This window comes from Streptomyces sp. NPDC030183 (assembly GCF_055573455.1).
Genome location: NZ_JBVIBK010000044.1, coordinates 16,490 through 39,030, shown reverse-complemented (window position 1 = coordinate 39,030; position 22,541 = coordinate 16,490). Strand labels below are relative to the sequence as shown.

Sequence of the window (22,541 nt, the reverse complement as noted above, 5' to 3'; positions counted from 1 at the left end):
CCCGTGTACTGGACGTACTCGGGTCGGGGCCCGGTGCGTCGAGAGCGCGTGCATGGCGTCGCGGGGTAGGTGGGAATGTGACGACAGGGCCTAGCCGGTGGGGGCGCGACCGTCAGCCCAGGTCGTGCCCCTTCTCCTCCGCCAGAACCCGCTGGGCCGTGGCGAAAGCCGCGTTGGCCGCGGGGACGCCGCAGTAGACGGCGGTCTGGAGGAGGACCGCGGCGATGTCGTCGGGGGTGAGGCCGTTGCGGCGGGCCGCTCGGATGTGCATGGCCAGTTCGTCGTCGTGGCCGTGGGCGACCAGCGCCGTCAGCGTGATCATGCTGCGTTCACGGCGCGAGAGGGTCGGGTCGGTCCAGATCTCACCCCACGCGTAGCGGGAGATGAAGTCCTGGAAACGCGCCGTGAAAGGGGTCTGGCGGGCCTGGGCGCGGTCCACGTGCCCGTCGCCGAGGACTTCGCGGCGTACCTCCATTCCCCGCCGCGGATACCCGTCGAGGTGCGCACGCAGCGCGGCCAGTACCGCCTCCGGGCGTTCCGCCGGTGCGAGATGCGACGCGCCGGACAGTTCCGTGAGCGACGCGCCCGGCACCGCGTCCGCGATCTCCCGCAGATGCGCGGGCGGAGTCGCCGGGTCGTCCCGCCCGGCGATCAGCAGGGTCGGCGCCGTGATCCCGGACAGCGCGCCGCGCAGGTCGAACGCGGCGAGCGCGTCACAGCAGGCGGCGTACGCCTCCGGGTCCGCCCTCCGGTGGTCGTCGACCAGCTCCGGCACGGTGAACCCGGGCGTGAACCAACGGGCGTCGGCGCTCTCGGCGAGCCCCGCCAGCCCCTCACGCCGCACCAGCTCTGCCCGCTCCAACCACGGCTTCTCCCCGTTGAAGTGGGCCGAGGAGCAGATCACCGCGAGGGACGACACCCGCTCCGGGTGGTGCGCGGCCAGATGGAGGCCCACCGCCCCGCCGAGGGACACCCCCGCGTACGCGAACCGCTCCACGCCCAGCGCGTCCGCGAGGTCCAGCACCAGGGCCGCCAGGTCGCCGACCGTCGCCCCGGCGGCGATCAGCCCGGCGGGGGAGTCGCCGTGCCCCGGCAGGTCCCAGCGGATCACACGGTGGGTGATCGACAGTTCGGGCGCCACCTTGTCCCACAGCCGGGTGGACGTGCCGAGGGAAGGCCCGAGCAGCAGCGGGGGAGCGGAGTCCGGTCCCTCCGCACGGTGGTTGAGCAGCTTGTCCGTCAACGTCGCTCCAGAGCACGGTCGGTGAGGTCACCGGCGGAGCCGGTGTAGCGGGCGGGGTCCGTGAGGTCCGCCAGGTCCAGATCCTTCAGGTCGGGCTCCTCGGCCAGCAGCTCGGCGAGCGGCCGGTCCTCGGTGTGGACGCGGGCGGCGGTCCGGGTGAGCAGTTCCTTGGCCCGGGCCCGGCCGAGCACCGGCGCCAGCTCGGCGGCCAGCCGCTCGGAGACGATCAGCCCGTGGGTGAGGTCGAGATGGCGCCGCATGGCGTCCGCGTCCACCCGGAGGCCCTCCGCCAGTTCCACCGCGTCCCGCGCGGCGCCCCCGACCAGCCGGAGCAGGTCCCGCAACGGCTCCCACTCGGCGTGCCAGGCCCCGGCCGGCCGCTCGTCCTCGGCGGCCAGCGCGCCGTACAGCGTGGCCGCGAGCTGCGGCGCCCGCCGGGCCGCCGCCGCGATCAGCGTCGACCGTACGGGGTTCGCCTTGTGCGGCATCGCCGACGAACCGCCCCCGCTTCCCTCGGCGACCTCCCCGATCTCCGTACGGGCCAGCGTGAGCACGTCCACGGCGACCTTCCCCAGGGCGCCCGCCGCGAAGGCGAGCGCCCCCGCGAGGTCGGCGATCGGGGTGCGCAGCGTATGCCAGGGCAACTCCGGCTCCCCAAGGCCCACTTCGCGGGCGTACCGGGCGACGAGGGCACGCGTGTCGACGGGCGTGCGCGACGTCCCGGTGGCGGTCACCGGGCCACCGAAGACCGTGAAGGCCGCCAACGTGCCCGCAGCGCCGCCCAGTTGGGCGGGCAGGCTCGTCCGTACGACCGCGATCCGGTCCCTGGCGTCCAGCACCAGCGACCGCCATCCCGCCGCCTTCAGCCCGAAGGTCGTCGGCACGGCGTGCTGGGTGAGCGTCCGTCCCGGCATCACCGTGTCCCGGTGCCGGGCGGCCAGCCCGGCGAGCGCGGCCTCCGTCCGGCCGAGGTCGGCGAGCACCAGGTCGAGGGTGCGCGCGGCGACCAGCATCGCCGCCGTGTCCATGATGTCCTGGCTGGTCGCGCCGCGGTGGACGTACGGGCCGTACGCGGCGCCGACCGCCGCGGTGAGGTCGGCGACCAGCGGGATCACCGGGTTGCCGCCGCCGCGGGCGCGCTCCGCGAGGGACCGTACGTCGAAGGCGCCGGAGCGGGCCGCCTCGGTCACCGCCGTCGCGGCCTCCGCGGGGGCGAGTCCCAGCGCGGCCTGGGCCCGGGTCAGGGCGGCCTCGGCGTCGAGCAGCGCCCGGAGGTAGGCGCCGTCGCCGGTCGCGGCGGCCGCCGGGGAGCCGGTCCATCCGGGGGCGAGCAGACCGGCGTCGGGTTCGGCCGGGGGTACCTCCCGCCCGGAGGGTGAGGAGGTCACCGGAACTCCAGGAAGACCGTTTCGCCTTCGCCCTGGAGGCGGATGTCGAAACGGTAGGTGCCGTCGCCCCGCTCCTGGGCGATCAGCGTGCCGCGGCGCGCCTCCTCCACCCGGGAGAGCAGCGGGTCGGCGGACAGCGCGGCCTCGTCACCCGGCAGATAGATCCGTGTGTACAGGTGGACGAGCAGTCCGCGGGCGAACACGCACACGCTGAGATAGGGGGCGTTCTGCCCGCGCGCGCCGGGCCGCAGCGTCCGCGCGGTCCAGTGCCCGTTGGCGTCGGTCTGGACGCGGCCCCAGCCGGTGAACTCGACGCCGTTGCGGCCGAGGAAGCCACCGCTCGCGGGGTCGCGCCGCATGGAGCCGTCGACGTGCGGGACGTTGCCGTCGGGGTCCGGGCCCCACAGCTCCACGAAGGCGTCGGGCAGCGGGTCGCCCGCGCCGTCGAGGACGTAGCCCTGGAGCGCGATGGTGTCGGGGTGGCCGACGGGGGCGATGTCGCCGCCGCCGGGGAAGGGCAGTGCGTGGCCGTAGAAGGGGCCGACCGTGTGCGACGGGGTCGGGAGCACCGTCTCCGGACGGCTCGTGTCGATCTTCGTCATGGGGTCAGCGTCCTTCTTCCATCCAGGTGGCGTGGGGTCCGTCGAGCACGATGTCCCAGACGTACCCCATCGAGAACTCCGGCACCGACAGGTTGTGGTCGTAGGTGGCGACCAGTCGCTGCCGCGCCGCGTCGTCCGTCACGGACTGGATGATCGGGTCGTACGGGAAGAGCGGGTCGCTCGGGAAGTACATCTGCGTCACCAGCCGCTGGGTGAACGCCGTGCCGAAGAGCGAGAAGTGGATGTGGGCGGGGCGCCAGGCGTTGAGGTGCTGGCGCCAGGGGTACGGGCCGGGCTGCACGGTCGTGAAGTGGTAGTGCCCGTCGTCGTCGGTCAGGGTGCGGCCGACGCCGGTGAAGTTCGGGTCGAGCGGGGCGTCGTGCTGTTCGCGCTGGTGGGCGTAACGGCCGGCCGAGTTGGCCTGCCAGATCTCCACCAGCTGGCCGCGGATCGGGCGCCCGTCGCGGTCGAGGAGGCGGCCGGAGACGGTGATGCGCTCACCGATGGGCTCGCCGTTGTGCTGCCGGGTGAGGTCGTTGTCGATCTCGGTGATGTCGCGCTCGCCGAAGGCGGGGGAGGACAGCTCCACCAGCTCCGGGTCCTTGGTGACGTCGATGGGGACCGGCGGCTGCTTGGGGTGCCGCAGCACCGAGGACCGGTACGGCGCGTAGTCGCGGCGGGGCTGGTGCTCGACCGGCCCGCCGTCGGCGAGTCGCTTCTCGTAGGCGGCGCGCTCGGCCGCGATCTCCAGGTCGATGTCCGCTTGCGTGAGAGTCATGAGGGTTCCTTAGCGTTCGAGGACCGGGGCGGGGCCCTGGTCCACGCCGAGCGCCCGGCGACCAATTAATCAGGGCACTGAGTATTTCAGTGAAGATTCCTTCACGCTGCCACTCGCGGGGTCCGTCGTCAAGACCCGGTAGAAGGACTTGGTCAGGCATGTTCGGCGTTCTGGATACGCTGCCGCTGTGGGCCGTTATTCTTCAGTGCACGGACGAAACGCCGTCCGTGTCGATCGAGCCGAGGAGCGACCATGGCCGCGGTGGACCTCTCCACCCACCCCGGGCACCTGGCCCGTCGACTGCAGCAGGCGCACTACCTGCTGTGGAACGTGATGGTCTCCGAGGAGATCACCTCGCCGCAGTTCGCGGTCCTCAACACCCTGGTGGCCGAACCGGGGCTGGACCAGCGCACGGTGGGGGAGCGGGTCGGCCTCGACCGCTCGACGATGTCCGAGGTGATCAGCAGGCTCGGCCGCCGGGGCCTGCTCGACAAGGTCCGCGACCCCCAGGACGGCCGGCGCTTCCTCCTGCGGCTCACGGAGGAGGGCGTCCGCACGCACCGCAAGCTGACCGTGCGGACGGCCCGGATGAACCAGGTGTTCCTGGCCCCGTTGTCGGAGGACGAGCAGCAGGTGTTCTTCGAGCTGATCCGGCGGGTGGCCGACGCCGCCGAGGAACTGCGCAGCCCGACGGAGTCGCTCCGCTAGAAGGGCGAGTGCGCTCCGCCAGAGGGGCGAGTGGGCTCCGTTAGAGGGGCGAGTGCGCTTCGCAGAGGGGCGAGTGGGCTCCGCCAGAGGGGCTGCGCTCCCCGGCGTGGCCCGACCCCCGTCACTTCTTGACGTACAGCACCCAGACCTGGCCCTTCGCGAAGTTCAGGGGCCTGCCGTCCGCGGTCGTGAAGGACGTGCCGTCCGTCGGGGTCTTGCGCTCCCAGCCGGCGTCGAAGGCGCGCCCGTCGCGCAGGACCTCGGCCTTCCCCGAGCCCACGGTCTCCGTGTACGGCGTGGTGTTGCCGAGGAAGTCATGGAACCGTGACTCGCGGATCGTGACGTGCTGCACGACCACCGTGGCCGGGGCGACGCGCGTACCGTCGGTCAGCACGGTTTCCCGCCCGTCCATGGAGACCAGCCAGCGCTGCTGCTCGGCTGACCAGGTGAAGGTGAAGCGGGCCGCCGGGTAGCGGATCGTGCGGGAGTCCTCGGGGGTACCGCCGGAAGGCGCGGGACCGTAGCGGAAGCCGGTGGTCAGGGCGTCGGCGCCGGGCGGGGGGCCGACCAGCTTCGCGGGCCGCAGATAGAGGTTGTGCGGGGCGGGCTTGTCGGTGCCGCGGTAGTACGCGGAGCCGGCGTCGCCCGGGGTCCTCGCCTCCACGGGTGCCCTGTCGATCAGCGGAAGCAGCTTGCTCTGGGCGCCGGAGAAGGCCAGCGTCGGCTCGTGGAACTGGCGGAGGAGTTCCAGGTCGGACTCCCGGGCGCTGCGCACGGGACCGACCGCGTCCGGGAACCTCGTCGCGTACACGGCCATCAGCCGGCTCAGACCACCCTCGACCTGCTCGGCGTAGACGATGTCCGCGGCGTCGAGCCCCGTCTGGGGCCTGGCCGTGGACACGTTGTCGATCTTCACGGCGAGTATCGAGCCCACGGGTGCCGTGGCGCTGGGTCTGTCCGTGGGTCTCTTCGTCGGGCTCTCGCCCTGACGGCCGTCGTCGCCCGGGCCGCCGGAGCAGCCCGCGAGGAGGGCGCCCGCTGTGAGCGCGGCGAGTACCATGCCCGTCGTCCCCCGGCGCCGAGTCCGCCGCGTTGTCAGTTCCATGCCCACCGTGCCCATCCTTCGCCGAGTTTGCCTCTGATTGTGCGCTTATCGGCTGATAAATGGCTATCCCTGTTTACTTCTGACTGAGTCCAGGATCCGGCGGGTTCCGGGACGCCACCGACCGCAGGCCGCTGACCGCAGGCCGCCGACCGCAGGCCACCGACCGCAGGGCCGCTGACCGCAGACCGCCCACAGGCGACCGCCGCGGGATGCCGTCGACGTGGTTCGCGGGCGGGCCTCCGGGTACCCGTGGCGGACCTGCGAGGCCGAGTCGAGGGACGGAGCGGGACGCGATGAAGGCAGTGACATGGCATGGCAAGCGGGACGTGCGCGTGGAGACCGTGCCCGATCCCGAGATCCAGGAGCCGACGGACGCGATCATCCGCCTCACCTCCACCGGGTTGTGCGGCTCCGACCTGCACCTCTACGAGGTGCTGACGCCGTTCATGACACCGGGCGACATCCTCGGTCATGAGCCCATGGGGATCGTCGAGGAGGTCGGTGCCGCGGTACCGGACCTCGCGGTGGGCGACCGGGTCGTGGTGCCGTTCCAGATCGCGTGCGGCAACTGCTGGATGTGCCTCACCGGGCTGCCCACCCAGTGCGAGACCACCCAGTGCACCGGCGAGGGCATGGGCGCGGCCCTCTTCGGCTACACCCGGCTGTACGGCGCGGTGCCGGGCGCCCAGGCCGAGTACCTACGGGTGCCGCAGGCCCAGTTCGGACCGATCAAGGTGCCGGAGGGCCCGTCCGACGACCGGTTCCTCTACCTCTCCGATGTGCTCCCCACCGCCTGGCAGGCGGTCGAGTACGCGCACGTCCCGCCCGGCGGCAGTGTCGCCGTGCTGGGCCTCGGGCCCATCGGCGACATGGCCTGCCGGGTCGCCCAGGTGCGGGGCGCCGAGCAGGTGATCGGTGTGGACCTGGTGCCCGAGCGACTGCGCCGGGCCCGTGACCGGGGCGTCGAGACGTACGACCTCAGGGACTTCGACAGTCAGAAGGAACTGGTCCAGGCAATTCGCGACCGCACGGCGGGGCGCGGCCCGGACTCCGTGATCGACGCCGTCGGCACCGAGGCGCACGGCAGCGCGGCCGCCAAGCTCGCCCAGACCGCGGCCGGAATGCTGCCCCGCGCCATCGGCGCCAAGTTCGCGGAACACCTCAGCGTCGACCGGCTCGCCGCCCTGTACACGGCCATCGAACTGGTCCGACGCGGCGGCACCATCTCCATCTCCGGCGTGTACGGCGGCACCGCCGACCCCATGCCCCTGCTCACCATGTTCGACAAGCAGATCCGGCTGTGCATGGGCCAGGCCAACGTCCGCACCTGGACCGATGACATCCTGCCCCTCCTCACCGACGATGACCCGCTGGGCGTCGACACCTTCGCCACGCACCGCATGCCGCTGAGCGAGGCACCGCACGCCTACGAGATGTTCCAGCGCAAGGACGACGGGGCGGTGAAGGTACTGCTGGAGCCGTAGGCCGACCGCCGGATGGCCGACCCCGGCAGGCCGACCCGCCTGCTGGCCGACCCGCGTCAGCCCGCCCCGCGGCCCGGTCACGGGACACGGATTCGCGGGAGCCGGATCACGGTCACGGTCACGGCCACGGTCGCCGTCACGGACCGAGGATCTCCGCCAGGTCGTAGTTCACCGGTTCCTCCAGCTGCGCGTACGTGCAGCTCTCGGGCGTGCGGTCCGGGCGCCAGCGGCGGAAGCGCGCCGTGTGACGGAACCGCACGCCGTTCTCCATGTGGTCGTACGCCACCTCGGCGACCAGGTCGGGCCGCAGCGGCACCCAGGAGAGGTCCTTCTTCCCCGACCAGCGGCTCGGCGCTCCCGGCAGCCGTGCCGTCTCGTGCGCCGCCTCGTCGGCCCAGGCGGCCCACGGGTGCGCCCCGACATCCGACAGCCGCAGCGGCTCCAGCTCGGTCACCAGCTCGGCCCGCCGCTTCATGGAGAACGCGGCGGACACGCCCACATGCTGGAGGGTGCCGCCGTCGTCGTACAGGCCGAGCAGCAGGGAACCGACCACCGGCCCGCTCTTGTGCAGCCGGTACCCGGCGACCACCACATCCGCCGTCCGCTCGTGCTTGATCTTGAACATGACCCGCTCGTCCTGCCGGTAGCGCAGATCCAGCGGCTTGGCGATCACCCCGTCCAGGCCCGCGCCCTCGTACTGCTCGAACCACCGCTCGGCCACCGCGCGGTCCGTGGTCGCCGGGGCGAGGTGCACGGGCGCCGTGACACCGGCCAGGGCGCGTTCGAGGAGCGCGCGCCGGTCGGTCAGCGGGACGTCGGTCAGGGACTCGTTCCCCAGGGCGAGCAGGTCGAAGGCGACGAAGGAGGCGGGTGTCGTTCCGGCCAGCATCCGGACACGGGAGTCCGCGGGGTGGATGCGCTCGGTGAGCGCGTCGAAGTCGAGCCGGCCCTCCCGGACGATCACGATCTCGCCGTCCATCACGCACCGCTGGGGCAGGCGCTCCGCGAGCGACTCCACCAGTTCCGGGAAGTACCTGGTCAACGTCTTGCCGGTGCGGCTGCCCAGCTCCACCTCGGGCCCGTCGCGGAACACGATCGCCCGGAACCCGTCCCATTTCGCCTCGTAGTGCATGTGCGGCGGGATCTTCGCCACGGACTTGGCGAGCATCGGCTTCACGGGCGGCATCACCGGCAGATCCATGCTCCGATTCTGCGGCCCCCCGAGAGGTTTCGCCCAGCATGAAGAAGATGCTCCCGGTATGCGGCACGGGTCGCCTCCGCCTACCGTGGCCGCATGGGTGAAGCGGTGGAGTTGGAGGTGGCGGGCCGGACGGTACGGCTGTCCAGCCCCGACAAGGTGTTCTTCCCGGAGCGCGGTTTCACCAAGCTGGACCTCGCCCGGTACTACCTCGCCGTCGGCCCGGGCATCCTGCGGGCCCTGCGCGACCGGCCCACGACCCTGGAGCGCTACCCGGAAGGGGTGACCGGCGAGAACTTCTTCCAGAAGCGGGCCCCGAAGAACATGCCCGACTGGATCCCCACCGCCCACATCACCTTCCCCAGCGGCCGCAGCGCCGACGAGATGTGCCCGACCGAGGTCGGGGCCGTCGTCTGGGCCGCGCAGTTCGGCACGCTCACCTTCCACCCGTGGCCGGTCCGGCGCGACGACGTCGACCGGCCCGACGAACTCCGCCTCGACCTCGACCCACAACCCGGTACCGACTACGCCGACGCCGTCCGCGCCGCGCACGAGCTGCGCTCCGTCCTCCATGACTACGGCGACCTGCGCGGCTGGCCGAAGACCTCCGGCGGACGCGGCCTGCACATCTTCGTCCCGATCGCACCGCACTGGACGTTCACGCAGGTCAGGCGGGCCGCCATCGCCGCCGCGCGGGAGCTGGAACGCCGGATGCCGGATCTGGTGACCACGGCGTGGTGGAAGGAGGAGCGGGGCGAGAAGATCTTCGTCGACTACAACCAGACCGCCCGCGACCGCACCATCGCCTCCGCCTACTCCGTACGGCCCCGCCCGCACGCGCCCGTCTCCGCGCCCCTCACCTGGGACGAGGTGGGCGTCGCCGTGCCCCGCGACTTCGACCTCGCCACGATGCCGGTGCGCTTCGCCGAACGCGGCGACGTGCACGCCGACATGGACGATCACGCGTACTCCCTGGAGGCGCTGCTGGAACTCGCCGCGCGGGACGAGCACGACCACGGGCTGGGGGACCTGCCGTATCCGCCGGAGTATCCGAAGATGCCGGGGGAGCCGAAGCGGGTGCAGCCGAGTCGGGCGAAGAAGGGGTGAGCCGGTAGCCGGGTTCGCCTCTTGGGGTGCCGCGCGGTCTCCGCGTGCGGATGTGGGGACGCGTGCGGGGCGGGTGCGGGTGCGGGTGCGGGGACGCGTGCGGGTGCCGGCCCGCAGTGGCTTGGCGCGCATTACCCCGCGCCCCTTGTGGGGGCGGGGGCTACAGCGCCCCGGCTATACGGCGGCAGTCCCTCAGTAGTCGCTCGTCCTCCGCCACGTCCGTCCGCATGTTCACGCTGGAGCGCGCCGTCTCGTGGGTGTTGTCGGTGCGGTGACGGCGAGGGGAGGCCAGCTCCGCTCGGACGAGGGGGAGGGCCGGGGCCGCCGCGGGGCCCATCTCGACCAGGCAGGCGGCGATCTCCGGGCGGTGCACCGGCTGGGCCGTCCAGTGGTGCGCCAGCACCGGCAGGGCCGCGTCGGTGTCCCCGGTGATCCGCCACAGCGCGACCGTCTCCTCGACGCCCTGTTCGAGGGCGCGCAGGCTCACCTCCAGGCACGTGGCCTGCGGGCCGAGCGAGCCGATCATGCGGAGGGCGGCCCTCCGCTCGTACCCGCGCTCGGACCGCAGACCGGCGCGCAGGGCGGGAAGCACCGCCTCGGCGTCACCCGACACCGCCCAGAGGGCCGCCGCGGCCTCCGTGCGGTCGAGGTCGCGGGCGCCGGTGTCCGAGACCGCCTGCCGCAGCAGCGGGGCGGCTTCGACGGCCGCCGTGCCGTAGGAGGCCAGCGCCCGCAGCGCGTGACGCCGGGTCACCCGGTCGTCCACGCTGTCCCGGAGCGCCGCGACCACCAGGGGCAGGGACGCGTGATGGCGGAGGATGCCGAGTCCGTCGAGGAGTCGATGCCGGGTGACACCCCGGTCGTCCGGGGCGAGGCCGGCGAGCCGCTCGTGCAGCACCGGGCCCAGCTCGGCGCCCGCCTCCGGACCGTAGGCCCTCAGCCACCGCCCGGTCTGCTCCGGAGGGTCGAGCCGGCTCAGGACGGATCTCAGGGCGTTCAGCGCCCGGTCGTCGCCCTGGAGGGCGAGCACCTCCATGGCCCTGCCGACCGCTGTGTCGAGCCAGCGCAGGCCCTCCATGGTCTCGGTGCGCCCGCTCTCCAGCCAGTCCTCGACGAACGCCATCACGTCGTCGGCCACCACGCCGGCGACCGGGGCGAGATACCGCAGCTCGCCCAACGCTGCCTTGTTCAGGCGGAGTTCGGGCTCCCGCAGTTGCCGGGCGAGTGCGATCAGCGGCTCGTCGCCCGGGATGCGCCACCCCGTCATCAGGGCCCCGGCCATCCTGATCGCGGCCATGCGCTGACCCCAGTCCGGGCTGTCCAACTGCCCGAGGAGCAGAGGCAACCTCAGGTCCGTCCGGTCGCCGAGTGCGTGATGGAGCTCCAGGAGCAGGTCGGGTGTCGCGTCCGTGTCCGCGAGCGCGTAGTGCGTGGCCTCCAGGTCACGCAGGTACGACACCATCGTGTCCGTGCGCGGGCGTTCCCGTCGCGGCTCGGCCGCGCGGGCGGCGGACGCCTTCCGCTCGTACGCGGTGCGCAGCGTGTCGAGGGCGATCCGCACACTGTCCTCGGGCAGCGCCCCGGGGGCGTGGCCCGCCAGCTGGACCAGAGCGGCCAGCCGCAGCTCGTGATCGGCCCCGCCCGAGAGCGCCATCTCGCGCAGGACCGGCTCGGCCGCGTCACCGAGCCGCTCCGGGTGGGCGCCGGCCAGTGCGCCGATCGCCCCCACCAGGGCACGCAGCGCCTCGCGGTCCCGCTCCATCGGGAGCCGCCCGCACAACGCGTCGAACACCCGTGCTGGCTCCGGGTGCACCTCGGCCAGCGCCTCGGCAGCCGCCGCGCGCACCTCGGGATCGGCGTCGCCGAGCAGCGCGAGGAACGCGTCGGCGCGCTCCCGCACCCCGGCCCAGGCGTCCACGTACAGCTGGACGTACGCCGCGTTCTCCGGCTCGTCCTCGAACGGCGACTCCAGCTCCGCCGGGTCGGGGTTGCGCCCGCCGGCGATGCTGCACAGCAACCGCACGATCGCCGCCCGGTCCGGCAGGCCCGGCATCGACGCCAGCTCGAAGAGGAACGGTATGCAGGCCACCGTGCTGTCGTACACGTCGCCCTGGTGGTGCACCGCGCCGTAGAGCCCGTCGAGCGCGATGTCCCGCCGGGCCGGGTCCTCCGAGGCCAGGCCCCACAGCAGGTCCGGGACGTCGGTCGCGGTATCGGTGTACGCATGCCCCATCGACGCCCAGTCGACGTCGTCGATCCCCGTGAGCACGAAGCCTCCCCCGTAGTGCGGTGGCGTACGGCAGCCACGGGTCACAGCATGCCGTACGCCACTGACAACGGGCCGGGCGCGAGCGGGCGCTACAGCTCCCTGATCCGGATGTCCCGGTAGGAGACCACGTCCGTCGTGCCGTGCACCTGGAGTCCGACGTAGCCGGAGGCGAACCGCCGCCCGTCCGTGCCCGGGTCGTCCGCGCGGGGCGGGGCGAAGTCCTGGCCGCCGGTGTTGTCGAACTCGTTGATCAGCACCCCGTTGCGGTACACGGAGTAGTGCTGGTCGACCACCCGGATCTCGTAGTCGTTCCAGGTGCCCTTCTGGGTGACGCCCGCGCCGGCGAGCCCCACCCGGTCGAAGCCGTAGACCGACCCCGTCTTGTACATGTCGCCGTCGGGCCGGTCCAGGACCTGCACCTCGTGGCCGAACTTGATGGCGACCCACTCCGGCCGCGACTCCTCCGGGTGCTCGTGGACCCACGGGAACCGCACGAAGACACCGGAGTTGGCGTGGGACGTGCCGGGCGCGTCGTCACGCCACTGCAGGCGCAGCGAGAAGTCGCCGTACTTCCGCTCCGGGAACCACAGCATGCCCAGCCCGTCCTTCGTCGTCCCCGACGTGATCGAGCCGTCGGCGTTGCGGGCGAACGAACCGCCTCCCACCTGCTGCCACTTGGCGAACGACTCGGCCGTGCCGTCGAGGATCGTCCGGTAGCCCTCGGTCTGCCCGGGCCTGCCGATGCCGGACTGTGCCGCGGCCTCCCTCACCGCGTCGTACTCGCGCCGGTCGACGACCCCGTCCCTCAGCAGCCTGTCGAGCACCGTGTCGACGTGCTTCAGGAACAGCGCGTGGGACGTCCACTCCTTCTCGTCCTCGATCAACTCGTTGATACGGCAGCGGTTGTCGGTCACCCGGTTCGGCACACCCGAGTCGACCGTGCCGACGAACACCGTCGACCGCTCGTCGTACTCGGCGCAGTTGGGCGCGGGGACGCCGCCGCCCGTGACGACCGTGAAGGTCGTCGAGCGCGCCGGGGCGGTGTTGCCCGCCTTGTCGCTCGCCCGGTACGCGACGGTGTGCGTGCCCGCGCGGTCGACGACCACGGGGGAGGCGTAGGCGAGGTAGGGGCCGCCGTCCAGGGAGTACTCGATCGCGGCGACCCCCGACCCGCCGTGGTCCGTGGCGCTGACGGTGACCTTCGCGTTCCTCAGGTAGGCGCCGGCCGCGTTCCGCTCGCCCTCGACGGTCACCCCCGTCACCGGCGGTGTCGTGTCGGCGGCGGGCGGGGCCACGACCGTGAACCCGACGTTCTTCTCCGCCGAGACGTTGCCCGCCTTGTCCGTCGCCCGGTACCGCACGGTGTGCGTGCCGACCTCGTGGACCATCACCGGAGCCGTGTAGGGCCGCCAGGCACCCGAGGCGCCGAGCGCGTACTCGACGGTGTTGACCCCGGACCCGGTGTCCGACGCGGACACGGTGACCGTGGCCATGGAGACGTACCGGCCCTGCGCATCGCGCTCACCGGTCACCGTCGCCGAGGTCTCCGGCGCGGTGGTGTCGTCGGTCGGCGGGGCGACGACGGTGAACTCGACGCTCTTCTCGGCGGCCGTGTTGCCCGCCCTGTCGACGGCCCGGTAGCGGACCTTGTGGTTCCCCACCCGGTCGATCACCACGGGGGTGGTGTACGGCGCCCAGGCGCCCGAGTCGCCGATCGCGTACTCGATCCGCTCCAACCCGGAGCCGCCCGTGTCGGTGGCGGTGACGGTCACGGTCGCCGAACCGACGTACGCGCCCTGGGAGTTGCGGGTGCCGCTCACCGAGGCCGAGGTCTCCGGCGCGGTGGTGTCCTCGCCGGTGCCCTCGGTGACCACGAGGATGCCCTGCATCTGACCGTGGCCGGGGATGGTGCAGTAGTAGCGGTAGCGGCCGGGGGTGAGCGTGACCTCGGCGGTGTGGCGGCCGCCCCGGTCGTCGTTCGGGTTGGCCAGGATGTTCAGCGGGACGTCGTTGTTGTACTCGGGGTCGGACACGTCGAACGTGAGGGTGTGCGGCATCCCCATGGTGTTGCCGGTGGCCTTGCTGTTCTCGAACACGAGGGTCGTCACCCCCGCCACCGCGGTCTTCGGCGCGGTGGCGTACGTGGTGATGTCGTCGCCGGCGGTCCAGGTGAGCACCTGGGCCGCGGCCTCGGCGGCCGGTTCCGCCCGCCCGGTGGCGGGGGTCGCGGTGAGGCCGAGCACCATCAGCAGGGCCGCCACCAGGGCCGCCCACAAGCGTCTGTCCCGCGTCACCGCGCCCTCCTCGCGAGCTGGTCGGCGGTCGGCGTGGGGCCGCCGCCCGTGTAGGTCACCCGCCACAGGGCGGACTTGGCGTCGGAGGTGAAGAACCCGCGCCCGTAGTCGAGGAGGTACAGGGCCCCGTCCGGCCCGAACTTCCAGTCCATGAGGTTCTTGATGCCGTCGTTGCCGACCGGGACGATCCGTTTCAGCGTCTCGGCGTGGACCGGGAGTCCGCCGCTGCCGTGGTTCTTCGGGTCGGTGAGCACGGCGTGCCGCGGCTGGTCGGCGTCGTAGAAGTCACCGACGAACCACTTGCCGTCCCAGTACGCGGGCCACTGGCCGGAGCCGGTCGCGGCGGGGTCGTGGCGGTAGACCGGCCCGTTCATCGCGGCCTGTCCGCCGCCCTTGAGCCAGGGCAGCAGATACTTGGCGTCCTCGTTCCTGTAGGAGGGGATGCCGTTGGCGTCCCGGGGGAAGTCGGGGGCGCCGCCCTGCGGCGAGTACCAGATGTTGTTGCCGGTGACGGGGGGCAGGTTGACGAGCCCGTCGTTGTTGGGGGACTCGTTCTTCGGGTGGTCGCAGTCGTACCAGCCCAGCGGCTTCGACGGATCCGGCAGATTGCGGTCCCGGTACGGCTGTTCGTTGCCCATGCAGTACGGCCAGCCCCGGTTGCCCGCCTCGGTGATGACGGCGAACGTGTCGTACTTCGCCGGGCCCCAGGTCGTCGACGGCGCGCTCGCGTCCGGGCCGACCCAGCCGGCGTAGAGGACGTCCGTCTTCTTGTCGACGAAGATCCGCGCGGGGTTCCGGACACCCATCACATAGATCTCGCCGCGTGTCTTCCCGCCGCCCTCGTCGGTCTCCTTCCCGGTGAAGAGGTTGCCGGCGGGCAGGGTGTACGTGCCGTCCGGCTCCGGGTGGATGCGCAGGATCTTGCCGTTCAGGTTGTTGGTGTTCCCCGCCGTGCGGCGCGCGTCGGCGAAGGACACGCCCTTGTAGTTCGGCTGAGGGTTGTTGCCCGAGTAACCGGCGCTGAAGCCACTGGAGTTGTTGTCACCGGTCGCGATGTACAGGTTGCCCCGGGAGTCCCAGGCCATCCCGCCGCCGGCGTGGCAGCAGCTGTGGATCTGCACCGGCCACGAGAGCAGCACCTTCTCGCTGCCCAGATCCAGCTTGTTGGTGGCGAGGTCGAGGGTGAACCGGGAGACGCGGCGCTCGGCCATCCGGGTGTCGCGGTCGATCCGCTCGTGCGGGGTGTAGTGCAGGTACACCCAGCCGTTCCGCTGGAAGCCGGGATCCAGCTCGATGCCGAGCAGACCCTCCTCGACCTTGATCAGCTCGTCGCCGCCGCCCTTGTTGCCGAAGACGGTGAGCGCGCCGGCCAGGGTGACCTGCTTGGTCCGCGGGTCGTAGACGTGGACCTCGCCCTTGCCCTTGCCGATGTCCGGGTCGTTCCAGTCGGTGACCACCGGCTGCGCGGAGTCGGCGCCGCCGCGGCCGATGTAGAGGACACGTCCGTCGGGGGCGGTGACCAGGCCGTGCGGTTCGCCGATCTGGTCGTTCCGCCCGGGCTGGTTGGGCCGGGTCAGCCGCTCCGCCTTGTAGTTCGCGTCGATGGTGGCCTTGCAGTCGGCCCGGGCCAGCCGGGACGTCCACAGCAGGGCGCCGCGCAGATGCGCACGGAAGTCGCTCTCGTCGTACGCCGGGACCGTGCCGCCCATGCCGGTGTAGAAGGAGCGGCCGCCGTCGTAGTCACGGCACCAGCTCACCGGGTGGTCCCAGCCGTTGGCGCTCGCACCCGGCTGATACGTCGACTCGCGGACCCGGGCCACGGTGTGGACGGCGCCGGACGGGTTCTTCACCCAGTTGAACCATCTGTCGGGCCGCTTCCACTGCACCGGCAGGTCCTTGGTCGCCGGGTGCCGCCGGTCCCCGACCTCGACCGTCGCCCGCTGGACGGACGTCGGGCTCGACGCGGCCGGGCGGGCGCCGATCAGCCCCGTGAACCAGTCCGAGTACGGCTCCGCGCGGGCCGCGTCATGGATGCCGACGAAACCGCCGCCCGCCTCCATGTAGGCCTCCAGGCCCGCCTCCTGCTCCGGGTCGAGGACATCACCGCCTCCGGTGAGGAAGACCACCGCGTTGAACCCGCTGAGCCGGGCCCCGTCGGTGAACACGGAGGCGTCGCCGGTGGCGACGACCTCGAACCGTTCGGCCGTCGGCCCGGAGAGCCCGATCCGCTCGATCGCCTCGATCCCGGCGTTGACGAGGGGCGACTCCTCACCGGCGGCCGCCGAGCCGTGGAAGACCAGCACCCGCGGGCCCGAGCCGCCCGGGGGCGAGGTGATCGACATCGTTGTCAGCGCGGGTTCCGGAGCGGGGCGGGCATGGGCGGCGGGGCCCGACAGCAGCCCCGCGGCCAGGACCGAGGCGGTGACAGCGGCCGCCCAGGGCCGTCTTCCCCGCCTTCTCGTGTCGCTCAACCCTCGTAAGTACATGGACACCTCCTCGGTCACAGCCACAGCGCCAAGGAAGCTAGACCGCTTTGCGCGGCAGGCCAATACGTATGACCGGAATGCCATCAACTTTGTCCTGGGTGTGGATAAACGCCCGTCGTGCCGCTACCGTCTCACAGGTTCGCCACAGACTCAGGCGTGTCCGCGCAAATGCCGTTTCCGCATGGGGAGTTCCGTATGGACGGGCTGGACAGACGAGGCTTCAACCGGCGGCTGCTGCTGGGCGGCGCGGCCGCCGCGACATCGTTGTCCGTGGCGATCGACACCGTCGGCGCCCCCGAGGCCGCGAGCGCCGACACGGCCCCGCGGACCGCCCCCGCGGGCGGCGAGGTCCGGCACATCAAGCTGTACGCCGAGAAACTGGCGGACGGTCAGATGGGCTACGGCCTGGAGAAGGGAAAGGCGTCCGTCCCCGGCCCGCTGATCGAACTGAACGAAGGCGACACGCTGCACATCGAGTTCGAGAACACCATGGACGTCCGGGCGAGCCTGCACGTCCACGGCCTGGACTACGAGACCTCCAGCGACGGCACCAGCCTCAACAAGAGCGACGTCGAGCCCGGCGGCACCCGTACGTACACCTGGCGGACGCACGCACCCGGGCGGCGCAAGGACGGCACCTGGCGGGCCGGCAGCGCGGGGTACTGGCACTACCACGACCATGTCGTCGGCACGGAACACGGCACGGTCGGCATCCGCAAGGGCCTCTACGGCCCGGTCGTCGTCCGCCGCAAGGGCGACGTCCTCCCCGACAGGACCGTCACCGTCGTCTTCAACGACATGCTCATCAACAACAAGCCGGCCCACACCGGACCGAACTTCGACGCGACGGTCGGCGACCGCGTGGAATGGGTCGTCATCACCCACGGGGAGTACTACCACACCTTCCACCTGCACGGACATCGCTGGGCCGACAACCGCACGGGCCAGCTGACCGGCCCCGACGACCCCAGTCAGGTCATCGACAACAAGATCTGCGGTCCAGCCGACTCCTTCGGCTTCCAGATCATCGCCGGTGAAGGGGTCGGCGCCGGGGCCTGGATGTACCACTGCCACGTCCAGAGCCACTCCGACATGGGCATGGTCGGCCTGTTCCTGGTCCGCAAGCCGGACGGCACGATCCCGGGTTACGAGCCGCACGAGCACGCTCACTGAGTCCCGTCGTCGCACGGACGCGACCGCCCGGGCGTCTCGTCTCAGCCCCCGCCCATGTCCAGCACACCCCACTCGGTGCTCGATCGCTCCTGGACGTAGAGGCGTGGCCCTCGCGACACGACTCGTCGTCGGCCGTCCAGCGGCGTACCGTCCGCGCGCGTCAGGCGGGCCGTGGCCAGGACGTCGACCCAGGTGTCGCCGAGCGAGGCGACGACCAGCCGGTCACGGTCCTTGCCGTAACCGCCGAAGAACGCGACGCGCGCCCCGTCCACGGCCACGCCCGACGCGCCCTCGACCGGTGTCGTCCGCAGGTGGAGCGGCCGGTCAGGGCGCACCTCCACCAGCGCGAAGCGGGTGGAGGTGGTGTACGGGTACACCCAGGCCCCTCTCCGGTCCACGTTCAGTGCGTAGCAGTCGGCGATCCCGTCGGCCCCGGGCGGCGGGCTGTACTCCCACAGTGCCTCGCCGGTGGCGCTCCAGCGGCGTGCGCCCGCAGCACTGAGCGGATCGTCGCCGAACACACCCTCGTCGGAGTACCCGACCCACAGGTCGCCGGACTTGTCGGTCAGCAGGTGCTTGACGGCGTCGCCGACGCGGAACGCCCAGGACGGGCGTCCCAGCGCGTCGAAGACCTGGACCTGCCCGTCGCCCGTCCCGCTCCGCGCGTCGGCGACGACGAAACCGCCGTCCGGCAGCGAGTCGATCCTGGGGTGACGGGCGGTCACCGAACTGAGCGCGGTCTCGTGCGAAGCGCCGTCGTCCACGGTGACGATCACCGCGTCGTACGGTCCCGGTGTTTCCTCGGGCGTCCGGAGCAGCCAGTGGGCGCGGCCGAAGGCGTCGACCGTGCTGTGGAGGAGACGGAGATCATCGTGGTACGCGCGGGGGAGACGGGCGTACGGGGCGAGGCGGTCAGGCGTCATGGGCCTTTCTCGTGGTCATACGGTGATCCTCATGGCCGCCCCGAGCCCGGCGCAACCCGATTCCGGCGGACCTCCACCCGATCCGGAAGCGCTCTCAGGCCGGGCGGGCCGCGGCTATCCTGATCCCCACCCGCTCTGGAGGAGTCCCGAAGTGACCGAGGCAGTGTCGCGTCCCACGTTGGAGGCCGTGGCCGCGCGCGCCGGGGTGTCGAGGGCGACGGTCTCCCGTGTCGTCAACGGGGGCGAGGGCGTCCGTGAGCCACTGGTGGAGCGGGTGCGCAGGGCGGTCGAGGAACTCGGGTACGTCCCGAACCAGGCGGCGCGCAGCCTGGTCACCCGGCGGCACGACGCGGTGGCCGTCGTGATCGCGGAGCCGGAGACCAGGGTCTTCGCGGACCCCTTCTTCGCCCTCCAGTTGCGAGGGATCAGCAAGGAGCTGACGGCCCACGACTCCCAGCTCGTACTACTGCTCACCGAGGGCCCCGAGGACTACGCACGGGTCGGCCGGTATCTGGCGGGCGGGCACGTCGACGGGGCGCTGGTCTTCTCCCTGCATCTCGACGACCCCCTGCCGGGGCTGATCCAGGGAGCGGGTGTGCCGACCGTGTTCGGCGGCCGGCCCGGCTGGGGCGACGGACCGCGCGGCGACGGTCCCACCGTCTACGTGGACAGTGACAACCGGGGCGGCGCACGGGACGCCGTACGGCATCTCGTCGGGCTCGGCCGCACCCGGGTCGCCCACATCACCGGCCCCCTCGACCAGACCTCCGCGGTCGACCGCCTCGACGGCTTCCGGGACGTCATGGTCGACGCCGACCCCCGGCTGATCGTCGAGGGCGACTTCACGCCGGCCGGCGGTGAGCGCGCGATGCGTGTCCTCCTCGACCGCTGCCCCGAGGTGGACGCGGTGTTCGCCGCGAACGACCTCTCGGCCTCCGGTGCCCTGCGTGTGCTGCGCGAACGGGGGCGGCGGGTGCCCGAGGACGTGGCCGTGGTCGGCTTCGACGACATGCTGCCGGTGGCGGAGAGCGCCGACCCTCCGCTGACGACGGTTCGTCAGGACATAGAGGGGATGGGCCGGTTGATGGCCCGGCTCCTGCTGCGCGGCCTCGAACGACGCGGACGCGACGAGGACCCGGGCCCCGCCCCGGGCAGGGGCCTCACCGGCGCGCCGACCAGTGTCGTTCTCCCGACGACCCTGGTCCGACGCGCCTCCGCGTGAGCCCCGCCGCGGAGCGGGGGGCACGCACCTGACGCCGCGGGCCGCCCTTCGGGCGACGGCGGGAATGTGACGACAGGGCCTAGGCGCCCACCGTCACCGTGAACCGGCGCGGGTTGCCGTCGTGTGCGGCGCCGGACACGTCCGGCTGGCCGTCGGGGCGTACGTCGTCGTACGGGAACGCGTACCCGATGGGCGAGTTGGCGTGCACGACCCGCGACCAGTGGTTGGTCACGGCCCCCCGGTAGTAGTCGCCCGCCGTGGCCCCGTTCGGCTGCGCGGGGTGGGTGAGCATGAGCGAGCGGTTGAACCCGGCGGCGATCCGGGCGAGGAGGGCCTTCTTGGGGTCGGGGTCACCGGGGTTGTTGGCGAACGGGCCGTGGTTGCAGGTGAAGATGTCCTTCGAGGTGGGTTTGGCGAAGGAGTGGCCGCCGGTGAAGGTGAGCCGGTCGCCGGAGACCCGGCCGGTGAGCACGCCCCGGCCGCCCTGCAGATCGATCCTCAGGTCGGTCGAACGGTACTTGTCCCACACCTGGTTGACGTACGCGTCCCAGTAGGAGCGGAACGGCATCTGGTCCGGCCGGTCGAAGTAGGGCGCCATCAGGTTCTGCGGTGAGATGACCCGCAGGACTCTGCCGTTGCCGCCCCGGATGACGAGCCGGTCCCACGGCTGGCCGTCCCTCGACGCCTGGGCCACGAGATCCGCGGCGATCCGGTCGACGGCGCCGCTCGGCAGCGGGGCCACGGTCTGCCTGGTGTTGCCCTCCAGGGTCAGACCGATGGGCAGGGCCGTCACCAGGTCGACGTAGCTGATGTTGGCGAACAGTTGGGTGGGGTCGAACGTGAACTCGCAGAACGACCACGTCTTGCCGAAGTTGGGGTCGGCGGGGGTGGCGAACGCCGGCTCGACCAGCGCGGGGCCGGGGTTGAGGAAGAAGTCCAGGGTGCTGTCCCGCACGAAGTAGACCCGGGCGCCGAACATCTGGGGGAGCGTCAGCACGACGGGGGCGGAGCCCGCCGGGCCGAGCGGGATGGCGCAGTCGACGGGCAGCGGGGTGTGCGGTGCCGAGGGCGAGGCCGGCCGGTAGACGCTGCCGTTGGCCCGCAGCAGCACCCAGGCGCCGGTCGCCTGTTCGTGCCCGGTGACGTAGGCCCGGACCGTGCCGGGCAACGAGGCGTTGCGCAGGGCCAGTTGACAGGTGGCGGGAGCGGCGGCCCGCGCCGGAGCACTGAGAGCGCTCCCAGCGGCGGACGCGCCGATGACGGTGGCGGTTCCGGCGAGGAACCTACGACGGGAGAGCATGGTGGGGCCTCCTGGGTGTGGGGAGTGGAGGCACAGGGGGCGTGGCCCCTGCTGCGGTGTCCCCACTGTTCCCAGGGGAGGTTGAGCCGTCAAGACTTATGACTGAGAGCGCTCTCAGGAATGTGCGACGTTCAGGACTTGATGTCGTCCAGCAGGCGGCCGTCGGATGAGCCGTGGCACGGCCGCCAGGTGAGTCGTGGCCCTCAGCCCTGCGGGGGTGCGCTCTTGATCACCGCGAAGCGGGCGCCGTACGGGTCGGTGAGCTTGGCGATACGGCCCACACCCGGCAGGTCCGTCGCCGGCATCCGTACGCCGCCGCCGCGCTCCTGCGCCTTCCGCAGCGTCTCGTCCGTGTCGGTGACCTCGAAGTACGGCAGCCAGTACGGCGCGGACTCCGCCTCGGTCGGGTCCTCGTCCAGCGGGACGATGCCGCCGAACATGTCCTTCTCCTCCGTGCCGGCCGGGTTCACACAGGTGTAGCTGCCGCCCTCGAAGTCCATCGCCGTGGTCTCCCAGCCGAACACCGCGTTGTAGAAGCCGGCGGCGGCGGGCAGGTCCGGGGTGTACAGCTCCAGCCAGCACAGGGAACCGGGGTCCGTGACGACGTCGAGGCCCGTGGTGCGGCCGGGCTGCCAGATGCCGAAGGGGGCGCCCGCACGGTCGGCGAGGATGGCCATCCGGCCCTCCTCCGCCACCTCCATGGGCCGCATCAGCACCGAGCCGTGCGCCTGCTCCGTCGCCGCGGCCGTGGCGTCCGCGTCCGGCGACTGGAAGTACACGTTCCAGGACGGCGGGCCCTGCTCCGGGGGGTTCTGCATCCCGGCCGCCGCGGTCCGGCCGTCGAGCTGGAAGAAGCCGTAGCCGCCCATCTCCGGTCCGGCCGACTGGAACCGCCAGCCGAAGAGGTGGGCGTAGAACGCGCCGGCTCCCTCGATGTCGGGGGTGCCGAGGTCGATCCAGTTCGGTGCGCCGGTGACAAAACGGGTGGTGAGCATCCTGGCCCTCCTCCGAGGGGCCCTCGGAGGACCCCACTGCCTTTCTGCCGAGTCTCGCACCGCCCACCGACAATCGCCGGGGGCGCTACGACCCGGCTCGGCCGTCGGGGTGACCCCGGGCCGCGGCCACCGGGGCCCGACGCGGAGACTCCGGGCCGCGGCCACCGGGGCCCGACGCGGAGACTCCGGGCCACGCCGCCCCGCGCGCCGCCGTGCGCCGGGCGGCTTTCCGGAGGGACCATGAAAGGGCCGGGCCGCCGTGTTGA

General features: G+C 72.2%; 17 protein-coding genes. 5 read left to right on the top strand and 12 right to left on the bottom strand.

Annotated elements, in window-relative coordinates; translation table 11 throughout:
* Nucleotides 1–112: 112 nt before the first annotated feature.
* Genes pcaDC through pcaH form a run of 4 tightly spaced genes read right to left on the bottom strand, consistent with a single transcriptional unit; the run spans nucleotide 113 to nucleotide 4,011 of the window.
* On the bottom strand, nucleotides 113–1,243 hold the full coding sequence (gene pcaDC, locus ACZ4Z2_RS35345) for a bifunctional 3-oxoadipate enol-lactonase/4-carboxymuconolactone decarboxylase PcaDC (protein WP_468081708.1): 1,131 nt from the start codon (nucleotides 1,241–1,243) through the stop codon (nucleotides 113–115).
* On the bottom strand, nucleotides 1,240–2,631 hold the full coding sequence (gene pcaB / locus ACZ4Z2_RS35340) for a 3-carboxy-cis,cis-muconate cycloisomerase (protein WP_468081707.1): 1,392 nt from the start codon (nucleotides 2,629–2,631) through the stop codon (nucleotides 1,240–1,242). Before pcaB ends, pcaDC begins: the two co-directional genes overlap by 4 nt.
* A complete protein-coding gene (pcaG, locus tag ACZ4Z2_RS35335) occupies nucleotides 2,628–3,233 on the bottom strand; it encodes a protocatechuate 3,4-dioxygenase subunit alpha (protein WP_468081706.1) in 606 nt (201 codons plus the stop codon). Before pcaG ends, pcaB begins: the two co-directional genes overlap by 4 nt.
* A gap of 4 nt (nucleotides 3,234–3,237) precedes the next feature.
* The gene (pcaH, locus tag ACZ4Z2_RS35330) at nucleotides 3,238–4,011 is read right to left on the bottom strand and encodes a protocatechuate 3,4-dioxygenase subunit beta (RefSeq protein ID WP_468081704.1); all 774 of its coding nucleotides are present in this window, start codon (nucleotides 4,009–4,011) and stop codon (nucleotides 3,238–3,240) included.
* A gap of 252 nt (nucleotides 4,012–4,263) precedes the next feature.
* Between pcaH and ACZ4Z2_RS35325 the strand changes: the two genes are divergently transcribed.
* Nucleotides 4,264–4,719, top strand: a complete 456-nt coding sequence (locus tag ACZ4Z2_RS35325) for a MarR family winged helix-turn-helix transcriptional regulator (RefSeq protein WP_468081702.1) — start codon at nucleotides 4,264–4,266, stop codon at nucleotides 4,717–4,719.
* Between the two features lie 121 nt (nucleotides 4,720–4,840).
* Here ACZ4Z2_RS35325 and ACZ4Z2_RS35320 read toward each other — a convergent pair whose 3' ends face one another.
* Nucleotides 4,841–5,779, bottom strand: coding sequence for a DUF3048 domain-containing protein (locus ACZ4Z2_RS35320; protein WP_468081701.1), 939 nt, complete (start codon nucleotides 5,777–5,779; stop codon nucleotides 4,841–4,843).
* A 338-nt stretch (nucleotides 5,780–6,117) separates the two neighbouring features.
* Here ACZ4Z2_RS35320 and ACZ4Z2_RS35315 point away from each other — a divergent pair, with 338 nt between their 5' ends.
* Nucleotides 6,118–7,308 carry a zinc-dependent alcohol dehydrogenase gene (locus ACZ4Z2_RS35315; RefSeq protein ID WP_468081700.1) on the top strand — a complete coding sequence of 397 codons (1,191 nt, stop codon included), beginning with the start codon at nucleotides 6,118–6,120 and terminating at the stop codon, nucleotides 7,306–7,308.
* Between the two features lie 136 nt (nucleotides 7,309–7,444).
* Here the strand turns inward: ACZ4Z2_RS35315 and ACZ4Z2_RS35310 are convergent, their stop codons facing one another.
* A complete protein-coding gene (locus tag ACZ4Z2_RS35310) occupies nucleotides 7,445–8,509 on the bottom strand; it encodes an ATP-dependent DNA ligase (protein WP_468081698.1) in 1,065 nt (354 codons plus the stop codon).
* A 93-nt stretch (nucleotides 8,510–8,602) separates the two neighbouring features.
* On the opposite strand from ACZ4Z2_RS35310, the gene ligD reads away from it, so the two are divergent.
* Nucleotides 8,603–9,613, top strand: coding sequence for a non-homologous end-joining DNA ligase (gene ligD, locus ACZ4Z2_RS35305; RefSeq protein ID WP_468081697.1), 1,011 nt, complete (start codon nucleotides 8,603–8,605; stop codon nucleotides 9,611–9,613).
* A gap of 160 nt (nucleotides 9,614–9,773) precedes the next feature.
* Here the strand turns inward: ligD and ACZ4Z2_RS35300 are convergent, their stop codons facing one another.
* The 3 genes from ACZ4Z2_RS35300 to ACZ4Z2_RS35290 form a co-directional block, all read right to left on the bottom strand.
* A complete protein-coding gene (locus tag ACZ4Z2_RS35300) occupies nucleotides 9,774–11,882 on the bottom strand; it encodes a HEAT repeat domain-containing protein (RefSeq protein ID WP_468081696.1) in 2,109 nt (702 codons plus the stop codon).
* Between the two features lie 89 nt (nucleotides 11,883–11,971).
* Nucleotides 11,972–14,128 (bottom strand): OmpL47-type beta-barrel domain-containing protein, encoded by a 2,157-nt coding sequence (locus ACZ4Z2_RS35295; protein WP_468081711.1) that lies wholly within the window; start codon nucleotides 14,126–14,128, stop codon nucleotides 11,972–11,974.
* A gap of 44 nt (nucleotides 14,129–14,172) precedes the next feature.
* Nucleotides 14,173–16,662 (bottom strand): ThuA domain-containing protein, encoded by a 2,490-nt coding sequence (locus ACZ4Z2_RS35290; protein ID WP_468081695.1) that lies wholly within the window; start codon nucleotides 16,660–16,662, stop codon nucleotides 14,173–14,175.
* A gap of 195 nt (nucleotides 16,663–16,857) precedes the next feature.
* On the opposite strand from ACZ4Z2_RS35290, the gene ACZ4Z2_RS35285 reads away from it, so the two are divergent.
* Complete coding sequence (locus tag ACZ4Z2_RS35285; protein WP_468081693.1) at nucleotides 16,858–17,835, top strand: multicopper oxidase domain-containing protein; 978 nt, start codon at nucleotides 16,858–16,860, stop codon at nucleotides 17,833–17,835.
* A gap of 41 nt (nucleotides 17,836–17,876) precedes the next feature.
* Here the strand turns inward: ACZ4Z2_RS35285 and ACZ4Z2_RS35280 are convergent, their stop codons facing one another.
* Nucleotides 17,877–18,758 (bottom strand): hypothetical protein, encoded by an 882-nt coding sequence (locus tag ACZ4Z2_RS35280; RefSeq protein WP_468081692.1) that lies wholly within the window; start codon nucleotides 18,756–18,758, stop codon nucleotides 17,877–17,879.
* Nucleotides 18,759–18,909: 151 nt separating this feature from the next.
* Between ACZ4Z2_RS35280 and ACZ4Z2_RS35275 the strand changes: the two genes are divergently transcribed.
* Entirely contained in the window at nucleotides 18,910–19,980 is a 1,071-nt protein-coding gene (locus tag ACZ4Z2_RS35275) for a LacI family DNA-binding transcriptional regulator (RefSeq protein ID WP_468081690.1), read from the top strand.
* Nucleotides 19,981–20,059: 79 nt separating this feature from the next.
* Here ACZ4Z2_RS35275 and ACZ4Z2_RS35270 read toward each other — a convergent pair whose 3' ends face one another.
* Nucleotides 20,060–21,280 carry a glycoside hydrolase family 64 protein gene (locus ACZ4Z2_RS35270; RefSeq protein WP_468081689.1) on the bottom strand — a complete coding sequence of 407 codons (1,221 nt, stop codon included), beginning with the start codon at nucleotides 21,278–21,280 and terminating at the stop codon, nucleotides 20,060–20,062.
* A 203-nt stretch (nucleotides 21,281–21,483) separates the two neighbouring features.
* A complete protein-coding gene (locus ACZ4Z2_RS35265; protein WP_468081688.1) occupies nucleotides 21,484–22,275 on the bottom strand; it encodes a VOC family protein in 792 nt (263 codons plus the stop codon).
* Between the last annotated feature and the right edge of the window lie 266 nt (nucleotides 22,276–22,541).

Bases quoted from the DNA above. Each gene is read 5' to 3' on its own strand.
- pcaG (WP_468081706.1), bottom strand. From the start codon at position 3,233: ATGACGAAGATCGACACGAGCCGTCCGGAGACGGTGCTCCCGACCCCG.
- pcaH (WP_468081704.1), bottom strand. From the start codon at position 4,011: ATGACTCTCACGCAAGCGGACATCGACCTGGAGATCGCGGCCGAGCGC.
- ACZ4Z2_RS35325 (WP_468081702.1), top strand. From the start codon at position 4,264: ATGGCCGCGGTGGACCTCTCCACCCACCCCGGGCACCTGGCCCGTCGA.
- ACZ4Z2_RS35320 (WP_468081701.1), bottom strand. From the start codon at position 5,779: ATGGTACTCGCCGCGCTCACAGCGGGCGCCCTCCTCGCGGGCTGCTCC.
- ACZ4Z2_RS35315 (WP_468081700.1), top strand. From the start codon at position 6,118: ATGAAGGCAGTGACATGGCATGGCAAGCGGGACGTGCGCGTGGAGACC.
- ACZ4Z2_RS35310 (WP_468081698.1), bottom strand. From the start codon at position 8,509: ATGGATCTGCCGGTGATGCCGCCCGTGAAGCCGATGCTCGCCAAGTCC.
- ligD (WP_468081697.1), top strand. From the start codon at position 8,603: ATGGGTGAAGCGGTGGAGTTGGAGGTGGCGGGCCGGACGGTACGGCTG.
- ACZ4Z2_RS35295 (WP_468081711.1), bottom strand. From the start codon at position 14,128: ATGGTGCTCGGCCTCACCGCGACCCCCGCCACCGGGCGGGCGGAACCG.
- ACZ4Z2_RS35290 (WP_468081695.1), bottom strand. From the start codon at position 16,662: ATGTACTTACGAGGGTTGAGCGACACGAGAAGGCGGGGAAGACGGCCC.
- ACZ4Z2_RS35285 (WP_468081693.1), top strand. From the start codon at position 16,858: ATGGACGGGCTGGACAGACGAGGCTTCAACCGGCGGCTGCTGCTGGGC.
- ACZ4Z2_RS35280 (WP_468081692.1), bottom strand. From the start codon at position 18,758: ATGACGCCTGACCGCCTCGCCCCGTACGCCCGTCTCCCCCGCGCGTAC.
- ACZ4Z2_RS35270 (WP_468081689.1), bottom strand. From the start codon at position 21,280: ATGCTCTCCCGTCGTAGGTTCCTCGCCGGAACCGCCACCGTCATCGGC.
- ACZ4Z2_RS35265 (WP_468081688.1), bottom strand. From the start codon at position 22,275: ATGCTCACCACCCGTTTTGTCACCGGCGCACCGAACTGGATCGACCTC.